The 23,946-nt window shown below is 40.3% G+C and carries 24 protein-coding genes; 23 read left to right on the top strand and 1 reads right to left on the bottom strand.

Annotated features, from left to right (window positions below; genetic code table 11):
* The 19 genes from FNK51_RS12975 (at position 1) to fni (ending at position 17,735) form a co-directional block, all read left to right on the top strand.
* Positions 1–1,506 carry a RecQ family ATP-dependent DNA helicase gene (locus FNK51_RS12975; protein WP_286178692.1) on the top strand — a complete coding sequence of 502 codons (1,506 nt, stop codon included), beginning with the start codon at positions 1–3 and terminating at the stop codon, positions 1,504–1,506.
* A complete protein-coding gene (locus FNK51_RS12970) occupies positions 1,496–2,122 on the top strand; it encodes a CPBP family intramembrane glutamic endopeptidase (protein WP_141993583.1) in 627 nt (208 codons plus the stop codon). Before FNK51_RS12975 ends, FNK51_RS12970 begins: the two co-directional genes overlap by 11 nt.
* A complete protein-coding gene (locus FNK51_RS12965; RefSeq protein WP_141993582.1) occupies positions 2,100–2,891 on the top strand; it encodes a LysM peptidoglycan-binding domain-containing protein in 792 nt (263 codons plus the stop codon). The genes FNK51_RS12970 and FNK51_RS12965 overlap by 23 nt, the downstream gene beginning before the upstream one ends.
* Before the next feature lie 142 nt (positions 2,892–3,033).
* Positions 3,034–3,492, top strand: a complete 459-nt coding sequence (locus FNK51_RS12960) for a YpbF family protein (protein ID WP_141993581.1) — start codon at positions 3,034–3,036, stop codon at positions 3,490–3,492.
* 95 nt (positions 3,493–3,587) lie between these two features.
* Complete coding sequence (locus tag FNK51_RS12955) at positions 3,588–4,403, top strand: metallophosphoesterase (protein ID WP_141993580.1); 816 nt, start codon at positions 3,588–3,590, stop codon at positions 4,401–4,403.
* A 98-nt stretch (positions 4,404–4,501) separates the two neighbouring features.
* Positions 4,502–5,395, top strand: coding sequence for a MerR family transcriptional regulator (locus tag FNK51_RS12950; protein WP_141993579.1), 894 nt, complete (start codon positions 4,502–4,504; stop codon positions 5,393–5,395).
* A 91-nt stretch (positions 5,396–5,486) separates the two neighbouring features.
* Positions 5,487–6,062: a genetic competence negative regulator gene (locus FNK51_RS12945; protein ID WP_141993578.1), complete on the top strand. Its 576-nt coding sequence runs from the start codon at positions 5,487–5,489 to the stop codon at positions 6,060–6,062.
* Between the two features lie 267 nt (positions 6,063–6,329).
* Positions 6,330–7,607 carry a Glu/Leu/Phe/Val family dehydrogenase gene (locus FNK51_RS12940; protein ID WP_048681753.1) on the top strand — a complete coding sequence of 426 codons (1,278 nt, stop codon included), beginning with the start codon at positions 6,330–6,332 and terminating at the stop codon, positions 7,605–7,607.
* Positions 7,608–7,759: 152 nt separating this feature from the next.
* On the top strand, positions 7,760–8,728 hold the full coding sequence (locus tag FNK51_RS12935; protein WP_141993577.1) for a YpdA family putative bacillithiol disulfide reductase: 969 nt from the start codon (positions 7,760–7,762) through the stop codon (positions 8,726–8,728).
* Positions 8,729–8,755: 27 nt separating this feature from the next.
* Positions 8,756–9,721 carry an asparaginase gene (locus FNK51_RS12930; protein WP_141993576.1) on the top strand — a complete coding sequence of 322 codons (966 nt, stop codon included), beginning with the start codon at positions 8,756–8,758 and terminating at the stop codon, positions 9,719–9,721.
* Between the two features lie 97 nt (positions 9,722–9,818).
* Positions 9,819–10,505, top strand: a complete 687-nt coding sequence (gene prsW, locus FNK51_RS12925; protein WP_098370796.1) for a glutamic-type intramembrane protease PrsW — start codon at positions 9,819–9,821, stop codon at positions 10,503–10,505.
* 125 nt (positions 10,506–10,630) lie between these two features.
* A complete protein-coding gene (gene sleB / locus FNK51_RS12920; RefSeq protein WP_098370795.1) occupies positions 10,631–11,470 on the top strand; it encodes a spore cortex-lytic enzyme in 840 nt (279 codons plus the stop codon).
* A 14-nt stretch (positions 11,471–11,484) separates the two neighbouring features.
* Complete coding sequence (gene ypeB, locus FNK51_RS12915; protein WP_141993575.1) at positions 11,485–12,840, top strand: germination protein YpeB; 1,356 nt, start codon at positions 11,485–11,487, stop codon at positions 12,838–12,840.
* Between the two features lie 159 nt (positions 12,841–12,999).
* Positions 13,000–13,482: a flagellar brake protein gene (locus tag FNK51_RS12910; RefSeq protein ID WP_141993574.1), complete on the top strand. Its 483-nt coding sequence runs from the start codon at positions 13,000–13,002 to the stop codon at positions 13,480–13,482.
* 198 nt (positions 13,483–13,680) lie between these two features.
* The gene (locus tag FNK51_RS12905; protein ID WP_098370792.1) at positions 13,681–13,866 is read left to right on the top strand and encodes a YpfB family protein; all 186 of its coding nucleotides are present in this window, start codon (positions 13,681–13,683) and stop codon (positions 13,864–13,866) included.
* A 191-nt stretch (positions 13,867–14,057) separates the two neighbouring features.
* Positions 14,058–14,732 (top strand): (d)CMP kinase, encoded by a 675-nt coding sequence (cmk, locus tag FNK51_RS12900; RefSeq protein WP_141993573.1) that lies wholly within the window; start codon positions 14,058–14,060, stop codon positions 14,730–14,732.
* Between the two features lie 2 nt (positions 14,733–14,734).
* Positions 14,735–15,316, top strand: coding sequence for a lysophospholipid acyltransferase family protein (locus tag FNK51_RS12895; protein WP_098370847.1), 582 nt, complete (start codon positions 14,735–14,737; stop codon positions 15,314–15,316).
* A gap of 213 nt (positions 15,317–15,529) precedes the next feature.
* A complete protein-coding gene (gene rpsA, locus FNK51_RS12890) occupies positions 15,530–16,669 on the top strand; it encodes a 30S ribosomal protein S1 (RefSeq protein ID WP_098370790.1) in 1,140 nt (379 codons plus the stop codon).
* 19 nt (positions 16,670–16,688) lie between these two features.
* Positions 16,689–17,735 (top strand): type 2 isopentenyl-diphosphate Delta-isomerase, encoded by a 1,047-nt coding sequence (fni, locus tag FNK51_RS12885; protein ID WP_098370846.1) that lies wholly within the window; start codon positions 16,689–16,691, stop codon positions 17,733–17,735.
* A gap of 66 nt (positions 17,736–17,801) precedes the next feature.
* Here the strand turns inward: fni and FNK51_RS12880 are convergent, their stop codons facing one another.
* A complete protein-coding gene (locus tag FNK51_RS12880; protein WP_076365623.1) occupies positions 17,802–17,933 on the bottom strand; it encodes a YpzI family protein in 132 nt (43 codons plus the stop codon).
* Positions 17,934–18,045: 112 nt separating this feature from the next.
* Between FNK51_RS12880 and FNK51_RS12875 the strand changes: the two genes are divergently transcribed.
* The 4 genes from FNK51_RS12875 to FNK51_RS12860 all read left to right on the top strand — a co-directional run bounded on the left by FNK51_RS12875 (position 18,046) and on the right by FNK51_RS12860 (position 23,268).
* Positions 18,046–18,666, top strand: a complete 621-nt coding sequence (locus FNK51_RS12875; RefSeq protein WP_098370789.1) for a YphA family membrane protein — start codon at positions 18,046–18,048, stop codon at positions 18,664–18,666.
* A gap of 498 nt (positions 18,667–19,164) precedes the next feature.
* A complete protein-coding gene (gene der / locus FNK51_RS12870; protein WP_098370788.1) occupies positions 19,165–20,475 on the top strand; it encodes a ribosome biogenesis GTPase Der in 1,311 nt (436 codons plus the stop codon).
* 16 nt (positions 20,476–20,491) lie between these two features.
* On the top strand, positions 20,492–21,544 hold the full coding sequence (locus tag FNK51_RS12865; RefSeq protein ID WP_141993572.1) for an NAD(P)H-dependent glycerol-3-phosphate dehydrogenase: 1,053 nt from the start codon (positions 20,492–20,494) through the stop codon (positions 21,542–21,544).
* A 386-nt stretch (positions 21,545–21,930) separates the two neighbouring features.
* Positions 21,931–23,268, top strand: coding sequence for an APC family permease (locus FNK51_RS12860; protein ID WP_141993571.1), 1,338 nt, complete (start codon positions 21,931–21,933; stop codon positions 23,266–23,268).
* Positions 23,269–23,946 lie beyond the last annotated feature (678 nt).

The raw sequence follows: 23,946 nt of genomic DNA, 5'->3' as shown, positions 1-23,946 counted from the left end.
ATGAACATAGAACGAGTCCTCAAAGAAAAATTCGGATTTGATGAATTCCGCCCTGGACAAAAGGAAGTGGTTGAATCATTGATGTCCGGCCGTAATACCTTAGCGATGCTCCCAACCGGATCAGGTAAATCATTATGTTACCAGCTGCCTGCTTATCTTTTAAATAAGACTGTCCTAATTGTCTCCCCGTTATTATCTTTAATGCAGGATCAAGCAGATCAGCTAAAGATGAGTGGCGAAAAAAGTGTATTGACCCTCAACTCTTTTTTGACGCTAAATCAAAAAAGGAAAGCTTTCGACCGGTTACATAGTTATCGTTTTATTTTTTTATCTCCTGAAATGCTAAGCCTGGATGGCGTGATAAAATCCTTGAAATCCATAGACATAGGTTTGTTCGTCATAGACGAAGCACACTGCATCTCACAATGGGGGTATGATTTCCGTCCGGATTATTTAAATTTAGGAGAAGTGAGGCGTGAATTGAACAATCCGTTGACTCTTGCCCTGACGGCAACTGCAACCGATGAGGTCCGGAGGGACATCGTTGGTAAACTCAACATTGGGCAGGCTAAGGAAATGGTATCATCTGTTGATCGGGAAAATATTGCAATTATTGTCGAGCGAATGTTCAGTTACGATGAGAAGCTAGCCCGTGTACTGGAACTTGTCAGGAAATTTACCGGAAGCGGAATTATTTATTTTTCCTCTAAAAAAGTGGCGGAATCAGTCACTGGGTTTTTACAGGATAACGGGATCGATAGTGTCAATTATTATCACGGTGGAATGGAACAGGAGCAAAGGATGCTCATTCAGCAGCAATTCATTTCCGGCCAGTTGAAAATTATATGTGCAACAAGTGCTTTTGGAATGGGTGTGAATAAATCGGATGTCAGATATGTTATTCATTTTCATATCCCGTCCACGATGGAAGCATATCTTCAGGAGATAGGCAGGGCTGGACGAGATCGGAAACAAAGTGTGGCTGTCTTATTATATAGCGAAGGGGATGAAGGGCTTCCCCTGCATTTGATGGAGCAACAGTTGCCTACGGATTCGCAAATCGATGGTGTATGTTCTTTCCTTAATGCATCACACAAAAATATGGCGAATTTGACCCTCTCGGAAAAAGAACAGCTGTCTCAATCCTTTTCGTTGAACGAAATCCAGCTCCGTTTTTTTACGCAGCTTATCACGGGCAATAACCTAGATCAAATGGCAGAGATGAAAGAGTATTGTCAAAAGAGAAAATCAAGGAATCAGGAAAAGCTGCATAAATTCCTTCACTGGATTTATACACAGGAATGTCGCCGTTTAGGGATACTGGACTACTTTGGAGAAAAGCATCGGGAAGTGAACCACATCTGCTGTGATATCTGTGGGATGGATGTCGAAAAAATGGCTGATGTATGGCCGGAAGTCAAGGTGGACCCGGTCAATTCCTTTTCCACTTGGAAAAAAGAATTGGCTTATATCTTATTAAAGAAGGAAAATGGCAATGAAAAATAAGCAAGCTGAAATTATTAAACAACTTACAGATAAACAGTTGCTATATAATTTGTTTCTTACGCAAATTATTCTCTTAACGTTAGCCTTCTTTTTAGGTATTATTTTATTTAAAGACCGTTCAGCTTTTTTCGACTTATTTATCTTTGATGACCTGAACATTTTGCTTATTGGAATTCCCGCTGGAGTCATTGTCGTGTTATTTGACATATTGTTTATGAAAGTGACACCATCTTCCTATCAGGATGATGGTGGTATTAACGAACGCATTTTCAGTAATTTGTCATACCCGATGATTTTTGCCGTAACTTTAGTGGTTGCGATAAGTGAAGAAGTATTATTCCGTGGAGTGCTGCAAACACATTTTGGTTTGCTTCTTACGAGCCTCATTTTTGCAGCCGTTCATTATCGTTACCTTTTTAATTGGTTTTTATTTTTAAATGTTTTGGTTTTGAGCTTCTTTATCGGTTTTCTATTTGAAATGACCAATAATCTCATCGTGACGATAACAGCTCACTTTTTGATTGACTTTATCCTTGGTATTTTAATCAGGAACAAAAAGCAAAGAGGGTTTAGCAAGAAAGGGGGTGACTTGAATGAGCCGAGTGCAAAAGAATGAAAAGGAAAACGATCAGGCTGGTGAACTTCGTTCGCGAATTGAACGTCAGAAGGCTAAGTCCTCATTGCCCAAGCGGAGCAAAGTCCACCAGAATAAAAAGAAAAAAAGTAAAGTGAAGAAGTTCCCAATGATTCAATTATTAGCATTATTTTTTATTTTACTTCCAATTGGATTTTACGCCCTTTATACATATCTGCAGGATAGGCCTGTACCTGTTGTGAAAAGTGACCAAGTCGTCTTTAGTGAGGAAGCTACTGAATCGATTCCAACTACAGCTACTGCAGATGATTTAAAGGAAAAAGAATCGGCAAAGGCTGAAGCGGAGAAAGAAAAAGAAGAAGCTGAGGAAAAAGCCAAAGCGCAGCAAGAAGCTGAAGAAAAAGCCAAAGTGCAGCAAGAAGCTGAAGAAAAGGCCAAAGCACAGCGAGAAGCTGAGGAAAAGGCCAAAGCACAGCGAGAAGCTGAAGAAAAGGCCAAAGCACAGCGAGAAGCTGAGGAAAAAGCCAAAGCAAAGCAAATAGCTGATGAAAAAGCAAAGAAGGCAGAAACAGAAAAGAAAAAGGCTGCCGAAAATGTTCAAGCTGCGAAACCGGATAAAGAGGGATACAAAGTTGTCTTACATACTGTTCAAGGTGAAGAAACATTATTTCGAATTTCCATGAATTACTACAAATCACAGGAAGGGATTGCTCTGATCAGGGAGTGGAATGGGCTGGATGGCAATGAAATTTCCAAAGGTCAGGTATTGAAAATTCCTATCAAGAAATAACGATGGCACTCTGTCTTTATAGGCAGGGTGTTTTTAAGATTGGTTGACTTAGTTCAGTGTGAAGGTAAACGTGACAGGTACTTTATCATTTTTTCCTCTACTCTTTCATATCATGATTTGAAAGAGTAGAGGAGGAAATGCGATGGAATCGACAATCATTTTATTGGATGAGAAGACGGATCAAGCAACAAAGCAAATGCTGCAGAATGTCGTGGATCGAAAGAAAAAATTCGAGGCACTTAAAAAGAAGCACCTTCAAAGCTTATGGGCAACCATGATTGTTGCTGCCCTTTTTATGATTTATCTATATTTTTATATCGTTGTACCTTATTCCTATTCCTTTTTCAGTATGTTTAGTGTTTTCGTCGACCATTTCAGTCATTTCCTTTTTTTGGCATCAGCGATTGGTCTATATGGATATATGGTATTAATTAAAAAAAAGCTTGATAAAGCTGAAAAGGAGTTTCAACTGCTACGCTGTGAAATCATTAATAAAAGTAAGCAATTGTGGGAAAAAGAGGAAGAATGGAAAAGCCGCCATAAGGTATTTGAAATGATGAAGAAGAATTATGATATTAACTTATATCATGAAAATAAATGATGATCGCGTTAAATCATATTTAATTGCGGGTAATATGGTTTTATGGTTATATGAAAGTACGTTTGGGATAAGGATGGAAAGAAGGTTTAACTAAGATGTTATGGTTATCTGGATTATTTTTAGTCATCATTCTGCTGTCATTTGCCACGATCTTTTACATGTGGCGTACGGCTATGCTAGATAGGGTGATTTCTCAAGACTTATATTTCAAAGACTTTCCTGAAGGCTTTGGAGATGTTCGGATCTTTTTTATATCCGATCTTCATCGGCGGATCGTTGCGGATAAATTAATTGAGGACGCTCGTGACAAGGCAGATTTGGTGATAATCGGCGGTGACATTAGGGAAAGCGGGGTTCCCTTAGAACGCGTGGAAAAAAATATATTGAAACTAAAAGAACTTGGTCCCCTTTATTTTGTTTGGGGTAATAATGATTATGAAGGAGACTTCCATGAACTGGATGCGACTCTTTTGAAACATGGTGTGAAAATCCTTGATAATACAGCTGTTTCTTTTGAGTCTCAAAATGGAAGCAAAATCGCTCTTCTGGGCATTGATGATATATCAGAAGAACGTGATAGGCTTGACCTTGCCCTGTCGGATTGCGGGAATGAAGATTTTCGGATTTTGGTGAGCCATAATCCATTGGTCAAGAAACAGTTGACTCCGGAACACCATATTAGTCTTGTCCTGTCAGGTCACACCCATGGCGGGCAGATTCGTATATTCGGATTCGGGCCCTATCAGATCGGCAGCATTGAAAAAGAGGGGGACTGTTTATATATGACCAGTAATGGCTATGGGACAAGCGCAGTGCCTTTAAGGCTTGAGGCTAAGCCGGAAACGCACCTCTTCACCCTGAAAAGGGGGACAGACACTGAAATAGGCGAAGCTGTGGAAAAGACCTATTAGGCTGTTATTAATCGAGCATATCGGAATTTTACAGACCATGAAAAATCCACTATAATTTCAACAAATGATCGTACAGTTATTGGAGGCCTTGTAAAACCATGCAAGAAGGTAAATATAATATAAAGGCAGTTTCAAAACTGCTGGACATTCAGTCGGGAACCCTTAGAGCATGGGAAAGGCGCTATAAATTTATCGAGCCTGTCAGGAATGAATCGGGGCACCGGCTGTATACTGAAAAACATCTGCAAATCCTTAAGTGGCTAATCAATAAAACAAAGCAAGGTTTTACAATAAGCCAAGCCGTTTCACTTCTTGAAAGTACTGGCACTCTAGCTCCTGGAGTTCCTGAAACGAACCGTAAGGATGAACAAGCGATTAAGTTTTCGGATGAATTAATCGAAGCTCTATTGAATTTCAATGAAAATAAAGCTCATATGCTGATAAGCCAAGCATTCAGTATGTATACAATCGAACAAACCATAGTTGATGTACTTGGCTCAATATTGGTTCAGATTGGGGATAAGTGGGAAAGGGGAGAAATTACTTCCGCTCATGAACACTTTGCGTCCAACATCCTGAAATCCAGGATCAGTTCAGTTATGCATACCATTCCGACTAATGGTTTTCTTCCGAAAGCCCTTACCGTTTGTGCTCCCGGTGAAAAACATGAATTTGGACTGTTGGTCTTTACCGTTTTTTTGAAGAGGAAAGGGTATGAAACCATTTATTTAGGTGAATCCATTGCTGATAATGACCTTTTCACCGTTTTAAACATCATAAAACCCTCTTACCTATTCATGTCATGTTCACTGGAAGAGAATCTTGATGGAACATTTAGGCTGGTTGAAGCATTAATAAAGGATTTCCCGGATTTGAAGGTGGGCCTTGGCGGTGCGGCGCTGAGCCTTATTTCCGAGGAAAACCGTACGGACTTCAGCGGAGTTTTAATGGGGGACACGCAATCGAAATGGGAGGAATGGCTGAAAGGTTAGCGGCGGCCGGCTTAAGAGAAATAATGGATATGCACCCTGCGACCAAGGCTTCATATGATGTATGAAGATGGTAACCAGGGGGCATTTTTTTATGAAGCTGGAGCGATTAACTAATAATAAAATCAAGATTTTTTTGACCCTTGATGATTTAATTGATAGAGGCATAACAAAAGAAGATATTTTAGGGAATTCCTTAAAGGTCCACAAGCTATTTCAGGATATGGTCGAAGAAGCGTGCGAAGAACTCAGCTTTAAAATGAGTGGCTCCATTGCAATCGAAATTTTCTCTTTGCCTGCACAAGGGTTGATAATCATCGTGACAAAGGACGAAGAGGAATTATTGACTGACGAAGAGGAATTCTTGGATTTACAAGTGAAAATAGATGACTTCCCCCATATTCTGTATGTATTCAATGACTTTGAAGATATCGTTCAATTATGTCGTAGATTATCTTTTCAAGGTTTGCTTAATAGTACTCTTTATCATTTTGAGGGAAGATACTATTTACTTATCGAAAATGTTAAAGACACGACGTATGACACGGTCATATCTTTAGCGGCTGAGTATGGCCATGTATCTACATTGACACTCAGCCGCATCAATGAATATGGAACATGTATAATCGAAAATGAAGCGATACATGTTTTGCTCACACACTTTAGCTGATGTAAAACAAATGAGACGAGGCAGCCACATTATGGTAAAAACAATGCGGTTTGCCTTTTTTGTCTCAACTTTCTGCCGAAGAAGATATACGCAAAAGGAGTAAGAAAACAGTTGATATGATAACGTTTTCATTTTTAGAATATTTCCAACTTTTAAATTCCCATTTTTACTCTTGCATTAATGTAACGAAGGTGTATACTAGCACATGAAGAGGACTATTTGTACATTATAATTTTATATATGGAGATTTTCTAGGAGGTACTTTTAATGGAATCGGCAAAAGGCAATAGCCATGTAAATGAAGAAGAAAAACACGACGTACTGAGGTCTACCCAAACTGTAATACATAAAGCCTTGGATAAACTGGGTTACCCGGAAGAAGTTTTTGAGCTGTTGAAGGAACCATTGCGTTTATTAACGGTGAAGATACCGGTCCGCATGGATGATGGCTCGGTTAAAATTTTCACAGGTTACCGTGCCCAGCATAACGATGCTGTTGGGCCTACAAAAGGTGGTATCCGTTTTCACCCTAATGTAACGGAACGTGAAGTGAAGGCATTATCCATTTGGATGAGCTTGAAATGCGGTATCGTTGATTTGCCATACGGCGGGGGTAAAGGCGGTATCGTTTGTGATCCTCGTAATATGTCATTCCGTGAACTTGAAAGGCTGAGCCGGGGCTATGTTCGCGCAATTAGCCAAATCGTGGGGCCGACTAAAGATATCCCGGCACCTGATGTATTTACAAATTCCCAAATCATGGCTTGGATGATGGATGAATACAGCCGTATGGATGAATTCAACTCGCCAGGATTCATTACTGGTAAACCGCTAGTGCTTGGTGGTTCTCATGGCCGTGAATCAGCCACTGCTAAGGGTGTGACGATTTGTATCAATGAAGCTGCCAAGAAACGTGGCATCGATATTAAAGGTGCACGGGTAGTCATTCAAGGTTTTGGTAACGCAGGTAGTTTCTTAGCTAAATTCATGCATGACGCAGGTGCTAAAGTTATTGGGATTTCGGATGCATATGGTGCTCTTCATGATCCTGAAGGATTGGATATCGATTATCTTCTCGATCGGAGAGATAGTTTCGGAACCGTAACGAAATTGTTTAAAAGCACAATTTCAAATAAAGAACTGCTTGAATTGGAATGTGATATTTTAGTTCCGGCTGCAATTGAAAACCAAATCACTGAAGAAAATGCTGCTGATATCAAAGCATCAATCGTTGTCGAGGCAGCTAACGGACCTACAACGATTGAAGCGACACAAATCCTAACGGATCGCGGAATCCTTCTTGTTCCTGATGTCCTTGCTTCTGCTGGCGGTGTAACGGTTTCTTACTTCGAATGGGTACAAAATAATCAAGGGTATTACTGGTCAGAAGAAGAAGTTGACGAAAAGCTGGAAAAAATCCTTGTGAAATCTTTTAATAACATTTATGAACTTGCACAATCAAGACGTGTTGATATGCGCCTAGCGGCTTATATGATTGGTGTAAGAAAAATGGCTGAAGCATCTCGCTTCCGTGGTTGGATCTAAAAGATTCGAATCATGTATTGATTTATAGTTAAAATCATGTTCATTGCATTATCATTGAAATGATTTGTAAAAACTCCTATCATGTATTGATAGGAGTTTTTATTTTTTATACGAACGAATTACATAGTGCATGGAAAGGCAGTGGAATAAAGATGAATGTTGAAGAAGTCATTATCATAGGTGGGGGCCCTTGTGGATTGGCTGCTGCGATCGCTCTTAAGGAAGTGGGAATACAGTCCTTGATCATTGAAAAAGGCAATGTGGTTGATTCCATTTACCGTTATCCGACACATCAAACATTTTTCAGTTCGAGTGAAAAACTCGAGATTGGTGATATTGCTTTTATAATCGAAAACCGTAAACCGGTCCGCAATCAGGCGCTTGCCTATTATAGGGAGGTAGTCAGAAGGAAAGAATTGCGGGTCAACACATTCGAAAAAGTGGAAAATGTGGAAAAACGAGAAGATGGGAAGTTTTTAGTCAAGACATCGAAAGGTGAGTATACAGCTTTGCATGTGATCATATCGACCGGTTACTATGATCATCCTAACTATATGTGCATACCGGGTGAACAGCTCCCTAAAGTGTATCATTACTTCAAGGAGGGCCATCCCTACTTCAATTGTGATGTTGCAGTCATCGGTGGCAAAAACTCAAGTGTGGATGCCGCTCTGGAATTGGTCAAATCAGGAGCAAGGGTTTCAGTCCTTTATAGAGGATCGGATTACTCTCCAAGTATCAAACCTTGGATTCTTCCTGAATTTGAAGCATTAGTCCGCAATGGAACCATCAAGATGGAATTTAATGCAAATGTTGACAGGATAACGGAAGACAGCGTCATCTACCATGTGGGGGATGAGGAAAAAGTCATTAAAAATGATTTTGTATTTGCAATGACTGGTTACCATCCTGACCATTCCTTTTTAGCTTCAATGGGCATTACTATTGATAAGGAGACTGGAAGGCCCGCATATAACGAGGAAACGATGGAGACGAACGTTAAAGGTCTTTATATTGCAGGAGTTCTGGCAGCCGGAAATAATGCGAACGAAATCTTCATCGAGAACGGCAGGTTTCATGGTGGATTGATTGCCTATCATTTGGCTGTTAAAGAAAAGTGAATTATTTAAATGAGGAGCAGTGACAGTATGGAAAAAATATCGTTAATAACGACTGGTGGGACTATTGCCAGTAAAGAAACTGTGAATGGTATGCTGGCCTCTGGTGCATTGACTGGCCATGAGTTGGCATCACTTTGCGAATTGCCCAACGATATCGAGGTAAAAGTGGTTGATCTTTTCCAGATCTCAAGCATGTCCATGTCCTTTGAGAAAATGCAACAGCTTAATTCAGCCATTCAAAAGGAATTGGAGGATCCCGAAGTTACGGGAATCGTCGTGACCCACGGTACGGATACACTTGAGGAAACTGCTTATTTCCTTGATGTCACGAGTATGGATCAACGACCTATCGTATTAACCGGCTCCCAACGTTCTCCTCAAGAGGTGGGCACCGATGTATATTCCAATCTTAGGAATTCGATATTATGCGCTGCGAGTGATCTTATTAGGGATGTTGGAGTAGTGGTCGTTTTTAATGAGCGGATCTATTCTGCAAAATATGTCAAAAAAGTTCATGCTTCCAATTTGCAGGGGTTCGAATCTTTTGGCTATGGATATTTGGGGATAATTGATAATGATGTCGTCAGCATCTATCAAAAACCTTTACATAGGGAGTGTTATGATATTCAGAATAGCATCCCAAGGGTGGATATCATCAAGTGCCATACAGGCGCTGATGGCCTCTTTATTGATGCTGCGGTTGCAAACGGTGCGAAAGGAATTGTGCTCGAGGGTGTAGGAAGGGGACAAGTTACCCCTGTAATGGTTACTTCCATACAAGCTGCAATCGATAAAGGAATTACGATCATCATGACTACAAGTGCAGAAGAAGGAAAAGTTTACCCAGCTTATGATTATGAAGGCAGCGCATTTGATTTAAAACAACGCGGTGTGATATTAGGAGCTGATTATGACAGCAAGAAGGCTCGAATCAAGTTAGCTGTCATGCTGGCAAGTGAAAACCATATAGATGAGACCTTCTTTAAGTACTGAAGGATTAAATAAAATTTGGAAGACTTGATTCTTGGATTCAGTTTTTCTTCATTCCATGGTACGATTAAGGAAAAGAAGATGAAAAGAGGGTCAGCTAATGCTGGTCATGTTGTCAGCGGCTATTGCGCCAGGATTGGCGCTACTGAGCTATTTCTATTTGAAAGATCAATATGAAACCGAACCGATATCGGTTGTGGTCAAAACATTTTTATTCGGTGTATTTCTTGTATTGCCGATTATGTTCATACAGTATGTGCTCGAAACCGAACATATCCTGAATACTGATTTAGCAAATGCTTTTTTATGGGCTGCACTGCTTGAGGAATTCTTCAAGTGGTTCATACTCATTTATGTTATTTATCAGCATGTGGCATTCGATGAGCCATATGATGGGATTGTTTACGGAGCTGCAGTCTCCCTTGGATTCGCCACAATGGAGAATATTTTATACCTGCTGGCCAACGGGGTGGAACACGCTTTTCTCAGGGCGGTACTCCCTGTATCCAGTCATGCTTTGTTCGGTGTGATCATGGGATATTATTTGGGCAAGGCGAAATTTTCGGCTTCGAATAATAGGGTCTATTTATTATTGGCATTGATCATACCGATTTCGTTACATGGGGTTTACGATTATATTTTAGTTTCCCAAAGATTTTGGGTGTACTTTATTATGCCATTCATGATTTATCTATGGTGGTTAGGCATGAAAAAAGTAAAGAAGGCACGTTTGTTGTCTGACTTTCACGCGAAAAAACTTTCACAAAATCATTACCTTAGCAAATGACGAATACTATCAAAACGGAGTGCTGGCATATTTTGCCCGCTCCGTTTTTTTTATGCTTGGAATAAAAAAACCCGAAAAGAAGAAAATAGAATTACATTAATTCAAGAAAAAGAGGAGTGTTTTTGATGAAAGGAATTTCGTCAAAATGGAAATGGCTTTTGCTGTTTTCGTGTATAACTATATGTTTCGTAATTTACCCGGAAACAAGAACAAATGCCTTTTCGGGCCAAGTCATTCAAAAGGGTGCGGTTGGAGATGATGTAATTGAGCTGCAGGCACGCCTGCAAAACATCGGTTACTATAAAGGAAAGATTGATGGAGCCTATGGATGGGGCACTTATTGGGCACTTCGAAACTTTCAACAAGATTTCGGGCTTCCAATCGATGGTTTGGCAGGGACAACAACAAAACAGAAGTTGACGAATGCGTCTAATTTCAATAAACAATTTGTTCACGAACAGATCAATAAAGGGAACGAGTTCACCTATTATGGGGGAGTCCCCATTGAAAAACAGGTAAAAGCGAAAGGAAATAAATCTACTTCCGGAGGGGCCGCTTCCGGAAAGGCCCCTTCCAAAACAACGACATCAGCCAATCTTCCAGGAGGATATTCTCAAAACGATATTCAGCTGATGGCCAATGCCGTTTATGGAGAGGCACGAGGGGAGCCATATACTGGTCAGGTTGCTGTTGCAGCAGTAATTCTGAATAGAGTGGAAAGTGCTGCCTTTCCTAATACCATTTCGGGAGTGATTTTTGAACCTGGGGCCTTTACGGCTGTTGCGGATGGGCAGATTTGGCTGACACCGAACGAAAGGGCGAAAGAAGCCGTGGTAGATGCTATCAACGGGTGGGATCCAAGCGGTAATGCAGAATATTACTTTAATCCTAATACAGCAACAAGCAAATGGATCTGGTCAAGGGAACAAATTAAAAGAATCGGAAAACATATCTTTTGTAAGTAAAGAGGTGAAGGAAAATGATCAGGAATATAGTGATTGCCCTGCTTGTTGTAGTTGTTGCGGGAACTGCATTCTGGGGCTATCAAGAACATAAGGAAAAAAATGCTATATTAATCAACGCGGAAAATACGTATCAGCGAGCCTTTCATGATTTAAGCTATCAAGTGGATTTATTGCACGATAAGGTCGGCAGTACTTTGGCCATGAATTCACGTTATTCATTAAGTCCGGCTTTAACAGATGTTTGGCGTATCACTTCCGAAGCCCAAAGTGATGTCGGGCAGTTGCCATTGACCTTGCTTCCTTTTAATAAGACAGAGGAACTTTTATCTAAAATTGCGGACTTCAGTTATAAAACAGCGGTGCGTGACCTTGAAAAAGAACCATTGAATGATAAGGAATATGCGACTCTCCAATCCTTGTACACACAGGCCGGGGACATCCAGGGCGAGTTAAGAAAAGTGCAGTATCTAGTCCTTAAAAACAATTTAAGATGGATGGATGTCGAAATGGCTCTTGCATCAGGGAAAGAAAATTCGGATAACACGATCATCGACGGATTAAAGACTGTAGAGAAAAAAGTATCTGGGTACGGGGAAACGAATGAGATGAATCCGACTTTTACTTCTGCACAACAGAGGGATGAAAATTTCAAAAATTTGCAAGGTGAAACCATTACTAAAGAAGAAGCAATTGAGACGGCAAAAAACTATGCACATTCAAAAAGCAAGAATTTGAAGGTGAATGTGGAAGAGAACGGAAAAGGTTCCGATTTTGGATTTTATAGTGTGAGCATCCTCGATAAAGATTCCGACACCGAATTGAATATGGATTTGACAAAAAAAGGCGGTTACCCTATTTGGTATATCAATAATAGGGACGTGAACAAAACAAATATTGATTTGAATCAAGCCTATACAAAAGCCGAAGATTTTTTAAAGGAACATGATTTCAGTTCACTTGAATTATTTGAAAGTGCTCAATACGATAATATCGCATTATTGAATTTCGTAACATCAGAAAATGGCGTCAAGATTTATCCAGATTCAGTCAAGGTCAAAATCGCATTGGATGATGGATCCGTTATAGGGTTTTCAGCCGACGAGTATTTAAAATCACATAAAACCAGGGAAATAGGGAATCCGAATATATCCGAAAAAGAAGCTAAGGACAAAATCAACAATAATGTAAAAATAATGGAAGAAGGAAAGGCGTTAATCATCAATGATATCGGTGAAGAAGTTCTTTGTTATGAATTTCTCGGTACGATTAAAGATGATACCTACCGTATTTTCATTAATGCAGATACCGGTCAAGAAGAAAAGGTGGAAAAATTAAAGAACTCCGAACCGATATACGAGAATATAATTTAATTTTAAAAAATGAATCATTAGTTGTAGGGAAATGTGCTTGGTCACTTTCCCTTTTTCTTATTTCATGACATAATAATTTAAAAGATAATTGGATTATATCGGAAAAATAGTAGGTAATATTATGCGGTTTTATTCCGATCAAAAAGGACGTGGACGACGATGGTTAAAATTGGTGATATATTAATGCTCGAACCGAAATACTCACAACAGAAGGAAAAGTTCAATTGTATGGTTGTCGAAATGGGACCGGGTTGTGTATATACCGACTTTCCCATCAATGTAGGGACTGAAAAAATAGCATTTCTCATGGATGGGACGAAGTTCAAAGTCACATTTTCCAATGAAGGGCAGGCTGTTTATGTATTCGATTCAGAAGTGCTTGGAAAAGTGAAAGGTAGAATACCCATGATGCAATTATTGCTGCCCGAAGCAGAAACGTTTGTGAAAATCCAAAGGAGGCAATACGTGCGCCTGGATGTAACCTTGGATACAGCCATTCATCCAGAACATACCGAGTTTACCCCTTTTCGCGCATTAACGGAGGATATCAGTGCAGGCGGAGATTCAATAAGGCTTTTAAAAGGAACTAATATTCAATCGGTTTCGCAATTATACCTGTGGATGGCGCTTACGTTAAAATAAGGTGAGATTCATTATCTAAGGCTAAAAAGTAAAGTCATTCGCATTGATCCTGCTAAAAATGATGTACAGACAGTAATGAGATTTATATTTGAAAAACAGGTGGATTTAAAGAAAAAAGGCTTGTATGTTTAACATGATTGAATGAAAAACAGCGATTCCATCCATACTGCTAATATAAACGGATGGAGGGTGCGGCTTATGAAAACATTTGAAAGACTATTAATTAAAGTGATCGTCATCCAATTGGCCTGCTTATTTTTTTTCCAGTTCCTTTTGAGCAGGGAGGATCAAATCTTTGATTTGACCAAGCTCTCGAGGTATGAAGGTGTCACCAGCAATAATTATACGAAAATCATTGAAACATTCAATGGGACCCAAAAGTAAAGCGGTGATCCGCTTTTTTTGTATGAAGATTTTCAGGTAAAGGATAACTTTTGATGGCTGTAGCGATCAAGAAAAGAACAAAGGTTATTTTGAAAGTACACATCCCTTTTATTAATGATTTTCCCGCTAGTTGTGATAAAATGAAAGGGTACTAAATAATCAGCATGATTGTAGGATTCTTGGGAGGATTTATGGAAAAAAAATTATCAGTCGCAATCGATGGACCAGCTGCTGCTGGAAAAAGCACGGTTGCTAAAATTGTTGCAGAAAAGTTCAATTACATATATGTGGATACAGGTGCAATGTATAGGGCCCTTACCTATAAGGCCCTTAATCAAAAGATTCGCCTGGATGATGAACAAGCATTATCAGAAGTTCTCATCAATACGGAAATCGAATTAAGACCAAGTGAAAACGGACAGTTGGTGTTCTTGGATAATGAGGACGTGACAGCCCAGATCAGGAACAATGAAGTGACTGGTTCCGTTTCGGAAGTTGCAAAGCACCGGAGCATCCGGGAAGAATTGGTTCGCAGGCAGCAAATCTTTGGTGAAAATGGCGGTGTCGTCATGGATGGCAGGGACATCGGTACGCATGTTTTGCCAAACGCCGAAGTAAAGGTATTTCTAATCGCTTCTGTGGATGAAAGGGCACAGCGGAGGCATCAGGAAAATATATCGAAAGGTTTTCCATCAGATATCGAAAAATTAAGGAAAGAAATCGCAACACGGGACAAGCTGGACTCCGAGCGCGAGGTATCGCCACTGAAAAAGGCAGCGGATGCTATCGAAATCGATACGACTTCATTATCGATTCAGGAAGTTGCAGAAAGTATCATGTCTTTAATAGAAGAGAGGAAAAGATGACATTGGATTTTTACACATTTGCCAAGAACGTCGTAAAAGGCATTTTAATGCCTTCGTTTAGGGTTAAAGCGCTCGGAAAGGAACATATCCCTAAAGAGGGCGGAGTATTGATCTGTGCCAATCACATTGATAATTTGGATCCGCCCATAGTTGGCATGACATCTCCAAGGGATATCCATTTCATGGCGAAAGAAGAGTTGTTTCAAGCACCTATTTTAAAGGGTATATTACCCAGAGTAAATGCATTTCCCGTGAAGCGGGGCAATAGCGATCGGGAATCCCTTAGAAAAGGTTTGAAGCTTTTGAAGGAAGGCAAGGCGATTGGTCTGTTTCCCGAGGGAACCAGAAGTAAAACTGGTGAATTGGGAGAAGGTTTGGCGGGGGCTGGATTTTTCGCGTTGCGGTCTGATGCCGTTATCATACCGTGTGCAATCATCGGCCCGTATAAATTTTTGCGTCCGTTGAAAGTCGTTTACGGTCCTCCAATAAATTTTACCGAATATCGCGAACAGAAAATATCAGCCGATGAAGCTACAAAAATCATCATGGACCATATTCGGAAATTGATTTCCGAGCATAAATAGTCCTTCATACTTGACAATTTTCTGTTTTTGTTAGAATTTATAAAATAAGGGTATTGTTCCTTATTGCAGATGAAAAGGAATATAACTTTATTACTCTAAAAAAACTGTTTTTATCTTTATTAGGAAAGTGTTTTTATTGAACCACTTAAATAAAATATGTGGCCGATGAAGAGGAAATTTGCTGATCAGTCATGGGTTAAGGAGGAGTTAGTAATGACAGAAGATATGAACCAGGTAGAAGTGAACAATTACAAAGTAGGGGATCAAGTTAAAGCAACCGTTTCAAAGGTAGAAGAAAAACAGGTCATTGTCGATGTGGAAAACAGCAAGACGGATGGAATCATACCCATCAGTGAGCTTTCAAGCCTGCATGTCGAAAAGGCGTCAGATGCCGTTGCGGAAGGTGATGCATTGGAGCTGGAAGTCATTAAAGTCGAAGAAGAAGCTCTTATTCTATCAAAACGTAAAATTGACGCTTTAAAAGCATGGGATGACCTGGAATTGAAATTTGAAAATGGAGACGTATTTGAGGCAGAAGTTAAAGATGTCGTCAAAGGCGGGCTTGTTGTAGATCTAGGCGTACGTGGTTTTGTTCCAGCTTCTCTAGTAGAAGACTATTTCGTTGAAGACTTTTCTGATTACAAAAACAAAACTTTAACATTCAAGATCGTTGAGCTTGAGAAAGACAAGAATCGCTTAATCCTCTCACATCGGGCAGTGGTCCAAGACCAAAAGGAAAAGCAAAAAGCAAACGTTTTGGATAAGATTGATAGCGGGCAAGTGCTTGAGGGAGTGGTCCAAAGGATTACCGATTTTGGTGCATTCGTGGATATTGGAGGCGTAGACGGCCTTGTCCACATTTCCCAGCTTTCCCATCAGCATGTCGACAAGGCATCCGATGTCGTTTCCGAAGGGGATAAGGTGCAGGTGAAAGTACTATCCATCGATCGTGATAATGAAAGGATTTCACTTTCCATTAAGGATACCCTTCCGGGACCTTGGGCAGGCATTGCAGAAAAAGCGGCCAAAGGCTCTACACTGGAAGGTATCGTCAAGCGCCTTGTTTCTTTCGGTGCATTCGTGGAGATTTTTCCAGGGGTTGAAGGGCTTGTCCATATTTCACAGATTTCGCACAAGCATATTGCCACACCGCAAGAAGTACTTAAAGAAGGCCAGTCTGTCAAAGTGAAAGTGCTGGAAGTCAATGAAACGGATCAACGTCTATCATTGAGCATTAAGGAACTTGAAGAACCTCAATCCAATTACAACACATCAGATTATGAGCTCCCAGAAGAATCGAAGGGCTTTCAGCTAGGTGAAATGATCGGTGATCAATTGAAAAAACTAAAATAAGATAATAATGGTGATGGCCTTGGAGAGAAAACAACGAAAATTAGATCATATAGAATTTGCACTAAAGACAGGACAGCAGCATAAAACCGGGCTAGAAGATATTTCGTTTATTCACCAAAGCTTACCAGGTATTTCCTTGAATAATGTGAAACTCACAGCAGAAGTTGGCGAACTTGAATTAAGTTCGCCAATTTTTATAAATGCCATGACCGGAGGCGGAGGCCCTGAAACCGAGAAATTGAATGGTGACCTAGCCATTGCAGCACGGGAAACGGGAATCGCCATGGCGGTAGGATCGCAAATGGCAGCCATCAAGGATTCTGGCCAGCAAGCTTCTTTTAAAGTTGTAAGGAAGGAAAATCCTGATGGTGTGTTGATTGGTAATCTCGGTGGTGAAGCAACAGTCGAACAGGCTAAGCGGGCAAGCGAAATGATCGGGGCCAATGCCCTTCAGATTCATATTAACGTCATCCAGGAATTGACGATGCCTGAAGGGGACAGGGATTTTGCGGGCACCCTTTCGAGAATAGAAAAAATCAACAGAACGATCGGAATTCCTGTCATCGTAAAAGAGGTTGGATTTGGGATGAGTATGGAAACGGTGCGGCAATTACATTCCGTGGGTGTTTCGATCATTGATGTAGGCGGGTTTGGCGGAACGAATTTTGCTAAAATCGAGAACGAAAGACGAGCAAAAATACTCGGATATTTTAATGAATGGGGCATACCGACAGCCGCTTCGATTGTCGAAGCAGTTAATGTTTCACCACAGCTTTCAGTCATTGGGTCGGGTGGCATTCAAAGCCCTTTGGAAATTACAAAAAGCTTGGCATTAGGAGCGAAAGGAGTCGGATTGGCCGGACATTTCCTCAAGATCTATAAAGAGTTGGGCTTGGAACAATTGATTAAAGAAATACATTACATACATGAAGATTTGAAGGTCATCATGACTGCACTCGGGTGCGGTAATATCCCAGAATTAAGGAAATCGAAATTAGTCATCAAAGGAAATACCTATCATTGGTTATCTCAAAGAGGCATTGATTGTTCGGCGTATGCTAAATGAATGACCACAAAAGGAAGCATCTCAATTGAAACGAATTGAGATGCTTCTTTTTATTCAGGGACAGACTTAACTATTCCTTTTTCGTGCCTCTTCAGGGCCTTCCATTCTTGTTGCTCCTTTATGATCCAGTGATTGGTCCCTGTCGGACTCCACCCGTTTACTTTCTTTCAATTTCTTCTCTTGCCGATCTTTTCCCATGTTCACACCTCCTTTTAATTGATAGGGGGAAGGTTTTCCTCATTAAATGCCGTGCTTTATGTTTATACTTTGAATAAACAAGCCATAATGTTCCTAAAAGGGGGGACGTTGCATGGATGGAATTATATTTTATTGGATTTCATGGATAGTTTGGGTCATTGTCATGTTTTTTATTCCGAAAACGGTTCCCTTTCGTTTTGATTTTCTTTTTCATCTATTAGCCGTTATGATATTAGCGGGCTATAAACTGGAGGTTCCATTGGTTTCCGTTCATTTGAGCGGTCCGTACCTTTTCTTTATACTGTGTGTATATATTAGGAAGAAATCAATCATCAAGATGATGGAACTGATCAGCGGAAGTCTTATTATCACTCTCGCTTATGCCAGTTTTCAACTATTTTCTTTGCTTGATCCGATATGGCTCATCATGAAGCCCTCTTATCTTTTGTGTATTTTCCTGAATTATCTTATCCTATTACTTTTTAAAAATTGGAAATATCGATTGTTCGTCCTTTTAATTGGGATGATGATGGGAGATATCATATATTCTGGATTACTTGCTTACCACTCTTTACCTTATGTGGCCCTTGCTTACCCATGGCATGATGATGCAGTTCTGGTATTGGGCGCAAACATACTGTGGAGAATGTTGGAAATGGTTGGCCAATACATTTATTTAATATCCCAATCGAGATTTTTATCAAAACAAGGAAAAGAGAATTTTAATCAATGAAGTGTATGGTGAAAAATGGTATGGGGTATTAGCCGCTTTATCAAAAGGTAGAAGTATAAATGGAACCAATTGGAATTGGAAGGCTTTTATTCATACAATCATTGTTGATTGGCGAGAAATTTGTTACTATAGGATAGTTAGAGGTCTGTAGATAAATCGTAAAATGCTCTAAACAATTAAAAAGGAAGCCGTATGTCGAAGCTTTCTTCATTTTTTTGGGCTGTTTATAATCAAGTTTGAGCATGCAGGGGTTCGGCTTCACGTCACTTTAGGAACCGGGGCGTCAAGTGGACAAACTGCCCGTGAATTCTTGATGAGTTTTACTGAACATCAGTTAGGATTTTCTTACTGATAAAAGATTCCTTTAAATGATGATGGATACAGCCTTTTCCTTTAAAAGGAAATGATGAAAATCAATAATGCAAAGCAACCGTAATAAATGCATTCATGAATTTCGTGACTTTGACAGAGATATAGTAGCAGAAAGGGTGAATAGCAATGCCAAAACCGGTAATTGCGATAGTCGGTCGTCCGAACGTGGGAAAATCGACAATCTTTAATAGAATAGTTGGAGAACGGGTTTCGATTGTCGAAGACGTTCCTGGAGTAACTCGGGACAGGATTTATAGTTCTGGTGAATGGTTGACACATGATTTTAACATAATTGATACTGGTGGAATTGATATCGGTGACGAGCCGTTCCTGGAACAAATTCGCCAGCAGGCTGAAATTGCCATCGACGAAGCTGATGTGATAATTTTTATGACGAATGGTCGTGAAGGGGTAACGGCTGCTGATGAAGAAGTAGCTAAGATACTCTATAAATCGAGAAAGCCAGTTGTTCTTGCAGTAAATAAAGTCGATAACCCGGAAATGAAAGATCAAATTTATGATTTCTATGCGTTAGGTTTTGGGGATCCATTCCCGATCTCCGGGTCTCATGGACTTGGTCTTGGTGACCTTCTGGATGAAGCGGCCAAACATTTCCCTAATTTCAGCGGCCAGGATTATGCTGATGATGTCATTAAATTCAGTTTGATTGGAAGACCGAACGTAGGTAAGTCATCTCTGGTCAATGCATTGTTAGGTGAAGAACGTGTCATTGTAAGTGATATTGAAGGTACGACTCGCGACGCGATTGACTCTCCTTATAAATATAATGGCAAAGAATATGTCATTATTGATACAGCAGGGATGCGGAAAAAAGGTAAAGTGTATGAAAGCACGGAAAAATATAGCGTACTTCGTGCATTAAGGGCAATTGAGCGTTCAGACGTTGTTCTTGTGGTCCTGAACGCTGAAGAAGGTATTCGTGAGCAGGATAAAAAAATTGCCGGATATGCCCATGAAGCGGGTAGGGCGGTCATCATCGTCGTCAATAAGTGGGATGCCATCGAGAAAGATGAAAAAACGATGAAGGATTTTGAAGAAAATATCCGTGCCCATTTCCTATTCTTAGATTATGCGCCAATCATTTATCTTTCTGCTTTAACGAAAAAACGGACACATACATTAATACCGGTCATTGATCAGGCTAGTGAGAATCATGCTATCCGGGTTCAAACAAATGTCTTGAATGAAGTGGTCATGGATGCCGTTGCGATGAATCCGACACCGACTCACAATGGCAACCGTTTGAAAATTTATTATACGACTCAGGTAGCGATCAAGCCGCCAACTTTCGTTGTATTCGTTAACGATCCGGAGTTACTGCATTTTTCATATGAGAGATTTTTAGAAAATCGAATTAGGGATGCCTTTGGTTTTGAAGGAACACCAATACGAATTTTTGGACGCCAGAGAAAATAGTAAAGGTGGTTATATCATGGTGAAAGATAAAGAAAGTATCGCAGTGATTGGAGCTGGGAGCTGGGGAACTGCTTTAGCGCTCGTAATCGCCGATAATCAGCATGAAGTGAGATTGTGGGGACATAATCAGAAACAAATCAATGAAATAAATCAAAATCATACGAATGAAAAATACTTGCCTGGGATTGAATTGCCTTTGGGGATTAAAGGTTATTCTTCCCTTAAGGAAGCGTTGGCCGGGATTGAAATAATTATTTTGGCTGTGCCGACCAAAGCCTACAGGGAAGTGCTTGGTCAGATAAAAGAGGCTCATGATAAACCATTGACAATCGTTCATGTGAGTAAGGGAATTGAACCTGATTCACTGCTTCGTATATCAGAAATGATTGAAGAAGTGTCTTCGGCTGAATGGCTTAAGGATATAGTGGTTCTTTCAGGACCGAGCCATGCAGAGGAAGTAAGTCTGCGTCACCCGACAACAGTTGCCGTTTCTTCAAAGAATATGAAGGCTGCCGAAAGGGTTCAGGACATCTTTATCAATAATAATTTCCGTGTATATACAAATCCGGACATGGTTGGTGTTGAAATCGGAGGGGCATTGAAGAACATCATTGCTTTGGCCGCCGGCATTACGGATGGTTTAGGCTATGGGGATAATGCCAAGGCTGCATTAATGACACGAGGATTGGCTGAAATATCCCGTCTAGGGGTGGCCATGGGGGCTAACCCACTAACGTTTTCAGGTTTAGCTGGGATTGGCGACTTGATCGTCACTTGTACAAGCGTTCATTCCCGTAATTGGAGAGCTGGGAATATGCTTGGTAAAGGGCAAAAGCTTGAAGAAGTTTTGGAAAACATGGGTATGGTCGTTGAAGGTGTCAGAACCACTAAAGCTGCCTATCAACTAGCCAAAAAGTACGAAGTGAACATGCCGATCACAGAAGCTTTGTACGATGTTTTATTCAATGGGGAAGAAGTGAAAAAGGCTGTTGACCTTTTGATGAATCGTTCAAAAACGAATGAGATGGAAGAACTTTACAACATATTGGATAGCAGGCAGCAGGATTAACCTCCAATTTGTTGATTTTCGTAAAAGAATTTCATTAAATTAGGCATTTGATGATGCGCCTTGCCGTGTATCAGCATACAATGCAACGAAAGTAAACTAGTAATTTGACCACGGCACGGGGGATTTAGTCAAATGAGCAGAAGATATTCAGATATCTTCTGCTTTTTTTTATGGTCAAAAAATCATCTGTTCTCTGTGGATTTATGCAATAGTGAATGGTTTATTCAGTATTGCATAAATCATTCTACATATTTCCTTGTTTTTAGTTAAAAATCGACTATTTTTTTTGGTATGAAAATTGCGAAGTGTAATATGACCAAAGAATTATAAGGGAGGCCAGAAAAGTTGGTTTACTTTTCTCGCTAAAAAAGGAAGGGGAATGATACATGCAAACAGGAAAACTGAAAAGGTCCTTAAACTTATGGCATATCGTATTGCTTGGTGTTGGATATATGACGCCGATGGTTGTTTTTGATACATTCGGGATAGTTTCCGAAAAAACAGGGGGGCATGTGCCAACCGCATATGTCATTGCTCTTTCAGCGATGTTGTTTACTGCATCCAGTTATGGAAAAATGGTGAAAATCTATCCACAGGCAGGTTCATCCTATACTTACACACAAAAAACGATTAATCCACATTTAGGCTTCCTTGTCGGGTGGTCTTCGTTACTTGATTATTTATTTTTACCGATGGTGAACGGCATTTTAACAAAAATATACTTAACTGCTCTTTTTCCGGAAGTATACCCGTGGATATGGGTGGTGGCATTTGTCCTTTTAATGACAGTCATTAACTTATTCAATGTTAATTTTGCAGCCAACTTTAATAGCTTCCTTGTTTTTTTTCAAATGTTGGTCATCGTTATTTTTGTGGCACTTGTCGTTAAAGGAGTCATGAGTGGAGAAGGCAATGGAGAGGTCTTGTCGGTTCAGCCATTCTTCGGGCCACATTTGGAAATGTCGACACTCATATCTGGTGCTACAATCCTTTGTTTTTCATTCTTGGGGTTTGACGCAGTCACTACTTTATCGGAAGAAACATCGAATCCATCCAAAACGGTTCCCCGGGCCATCTTTTTGACTGCCCTTATCGGAGGGGGGTTATTTGTGACTGCATCATTCTTTACACAGTTATTTTTCCCGGATGTTTCCCGTTTTAGCGATCCTGAAGCAGCTTCTCCGGAAATTGCCCTTTTCGTTGGCGGGAAGTTATTTCAGGCTTTCTTTCTTGCAGGAACCTTATGCGGTACCCTTGCCTCCGGTCTTGCATCTCATGCTAGTGTTTCTAGGTTGCTATATGTCATGGGGCGTGACCAAATGATCCCGAAAAAACTATTTGGGTTTATCCACCCCAAATACAACACGCCATTTTTTAATGTCATATTTGTCGGGTCCATATCAATGGTTGCCTTATTCCTTGATTTGGTTACGGCCGCTTCCCTCATAAACTTTGGGGCTTTAATCGCTTTTACCTTCGTGAATATTTGCGTAATCGTCCACGCAATAAGAAACAAAAGCTTCAGAACGATTAAAGGATTTCTTTCAACTATTCTTTCCCCGGTATTAGGCGCGGCTTCGGTCTTCATCCTTTGGCTTAATCTCGAGATGAGTTCATTAATTTTAGGAATTGTCTGGGCGGTAATTGGGATTGGCTATCTTCTGTATCGGACAAAATGGTTGACGGAATCCCCTCCGCTATTCCATTTTGAAAAAGCACAGTGAATCTATTGTATTCATGAAACAAGGGTGGTTGTTATATGGCTGATGAAAAAATGAAGAGGACGTTAATGCCCATGCCTGTTGTTCTAATTTCGTTCATGGCGTCAGCGACTTGTGTTCAGCATTTATGAGCAAGAATATGTCACTTGGTATGGTTCGGGGAGCCTGCTGGCTCGCTTTTATGGTGATGCTTTTCACAGCGTACAGTTATGGAAAAATCATTCCTTCGGCAGGTTTGGTATATGCGTACATCTGCCGGTTTTCTTGTAGGTAAGTCGATACTGATGGATTAATCATTCATTCGAATGGTCAATTAATTGTTGTTCCGCATTTTCTTTACAGGATTACTTCCGTACCGGCTTATGCATGGGTGTTGAATTTACTGATTATTGTGACGTTTATCAATCTCATGGGGATGAAAATGGCTACGAAAGCAATTGCTATACTAACGATAGTCGCCTTGCTATTCATGGTCATATTCATCGTTTAATCCATCTGTGATATTACATATGGGGAACAAGGAAAAGTGTCGCTAGCAGAAGTTTTGAAAGCAAATACCATTAAGTTCTTATAGTGTTTTTAAAACTTTGCAAACAGGTATGGAACCGTAATGACGGTATTGTGGAAGCTGCCCTATCTTTATAAAAAGCCTAGGGCGAGGACGACCATCCTCGAATCATA

It is taken from the genome of Bacillus sp. B4EP4a, from assembly GCF_006680105.1.
In the GTDB taxonomy this organism is placed as follows: domain Bacteria; phylum Bacillota; class Bacilli; order Bacillales; family DSM-1321; genus Peribacillus; species Peribacillus simplex_E.
The sequence above is the reverse complement of the archived record's forward strand: the minus strand, read 5'-3'. Positions and strand labels throughout refer to the sequence as shown.

What these genes read in the sequence shown, in the direction of transcription:
- FNK51_RS12905 (WP_098370792.1), top strand. Translation starts at nt 13,681, where the DNA reads ATGAAAACATTTGAAAGACTATTAATTAAAGTGATCGTCATCCAATTG.
- FNK51_RS12955 (WP_141993580.1), top strand. Translation starts at nt 3,588, where the DNA reads ATGTTATGGTTATCTGGATTATTTTTAGTCATCATTCTGCTGTCATTT.
- der (WP_098370788.1), top strand. Translation starts at nt 19,165, where the DNA reads ATGCCAAAACCGGTAATTGCGATAGTCGGTCGTCCGAACGTGGGAAAA.
- FNK51_RS12935 (WP_141993577.1), top strand. Translation starts at nt 7,760, where the DNA reads ATGAATGTTGAAGAAGTCATTATCATAGGTGGGGGCCCTTGTGGATTG.
- FNK51_RS12865 (WP_141993572.1), top strand. Translation starts at nt 20,492, where the DNA reads ATGGTGAAAGATAAAGAAAGTATCGCAGTGATTGGAGCTGGGAGCTGG.
- FNK51_RS12945 (WP_141993578.1), top strand. Translation starts at nt 5,487, where the DNA reads ATGAAGCTGGAGCGATTAACTAATAATAAAATCAAGATTTTTTTGACC.
- ypeB (WP_141993575.1), top strand. Translation starts at nt 11,485, where the DNA reads ATGATCAGGAATATAGTGATTGCCCTGCTTGTTGTAGTTGTTGCGGGA.
- FNK51_RS12930 (WP_141993576.1), top strand. Translation starts at nt 8,756, where the DNA reads ATGGAAAAAATATCGTTAATAACGACTGGTGGGACTATTGCCAGTAAA.
- FNK51_RS12875 (WP_098370789.1), top strand. Translation starts at nt 18,046, where the DNA reads ATGGATGGAATTATATTTTATTGGATTTCATGGATAGTTTGGGTCATT.
- FNK51_RS12975 (WP_286178692.1), top strand. Translation starts at nt 1, where the DNA reads ATGAACATAGAACGAGTCCTCAAAGAAAAATTCGGATTTGATGAATTC.
- cmk (WP_141993573.1), top strand. Translation starts at nt 14,058, where the DNA reads ATGGAAAAAAAATTATCAGTCGCAATCGATGGACCAGCTGCTGCTGGA.
- FNK51_RS12950 (WP_141993579.1), top strand. Translation starts at nt 4,502, where the DNA reads ATGCAAGAAGGTAAATATAATATAAAGGCAGTTTCAAAACTGCTGGAC.
- sleB (WP_098370795.1), top strand. Translation starts at nt 10,631, where the DNA reads ATGAAAGGAATTTCGTCAAAATGGAAATGGCTTTTGCTGTTTTCGTGT.
- FNK51_RS12970 (WP_141993583.1), top strand. Translation starts at nt 1,496, where the DNA reads ATGAAAAATAAGCAAGCTGAAATTATTAAACAACTTACAGATAAACAG.
- FNK51_RS12960 (WP_141993581.1), top strand. Translation starts at nt 3,034, where the DNA reads ATGGAATCGACAATCATTTTATTGGATGAGAAGACGGATCAAGCAACA.
- FNK51_RS12880 (WP_076365623.1), bottom strand. Translation starts at nt 17,933, where the DNA reads ATGGGAAAAGATCGGCAAGAGAAGAAATTGAAAGAAAGTAAACGGGTG.
- FNK51_RS12965 (WP_141993582.1), top strand. Translation starts at nt 2,100, where the DNA reads ATGAGCCGAGTGCAAAAGAATGAAAAGGAAAACGATCAGGCTGGTGAA.
- FNK51_RS12940 (WP_048681753.1), top strand. Translation starts at nt 6,330, where the DNA reads ATGGAATCGGCAAAAGGCAATAGCCATGTAAATGAAGAAGAAAAACAC.
- prsW (WP_098370796.1), top strand. Translation starts at nt 9,819, where the DNA reads ATGCTGGTCATGTTGTCAGCGGCTATTGCGCCAGGATTGGCGCTACTG.
- FNK51_RS12910 (WP_141993574.1), top strand. Translation starts at nt 13,000, where the DNA reads ATGGTTAAAATTGGTGATATATTAATGCTCGAACCGAAATACTCACAA.
- rpsA (WP_098370790.1), top strand. Translation starts at nt 15,530, where the DNA reads ATGACAGAAGATATGAACCAGGTAGAAGTGAACAATTACAAAGTAGGG.
- FNK51_RS12860 (WP_141993571.1), top strand. Translation starts at nt 21,931, where the DNA reads ATGCAAACAGGAAAACTGAAAAGGTCCTTAAACTTATGGCATATCGTA.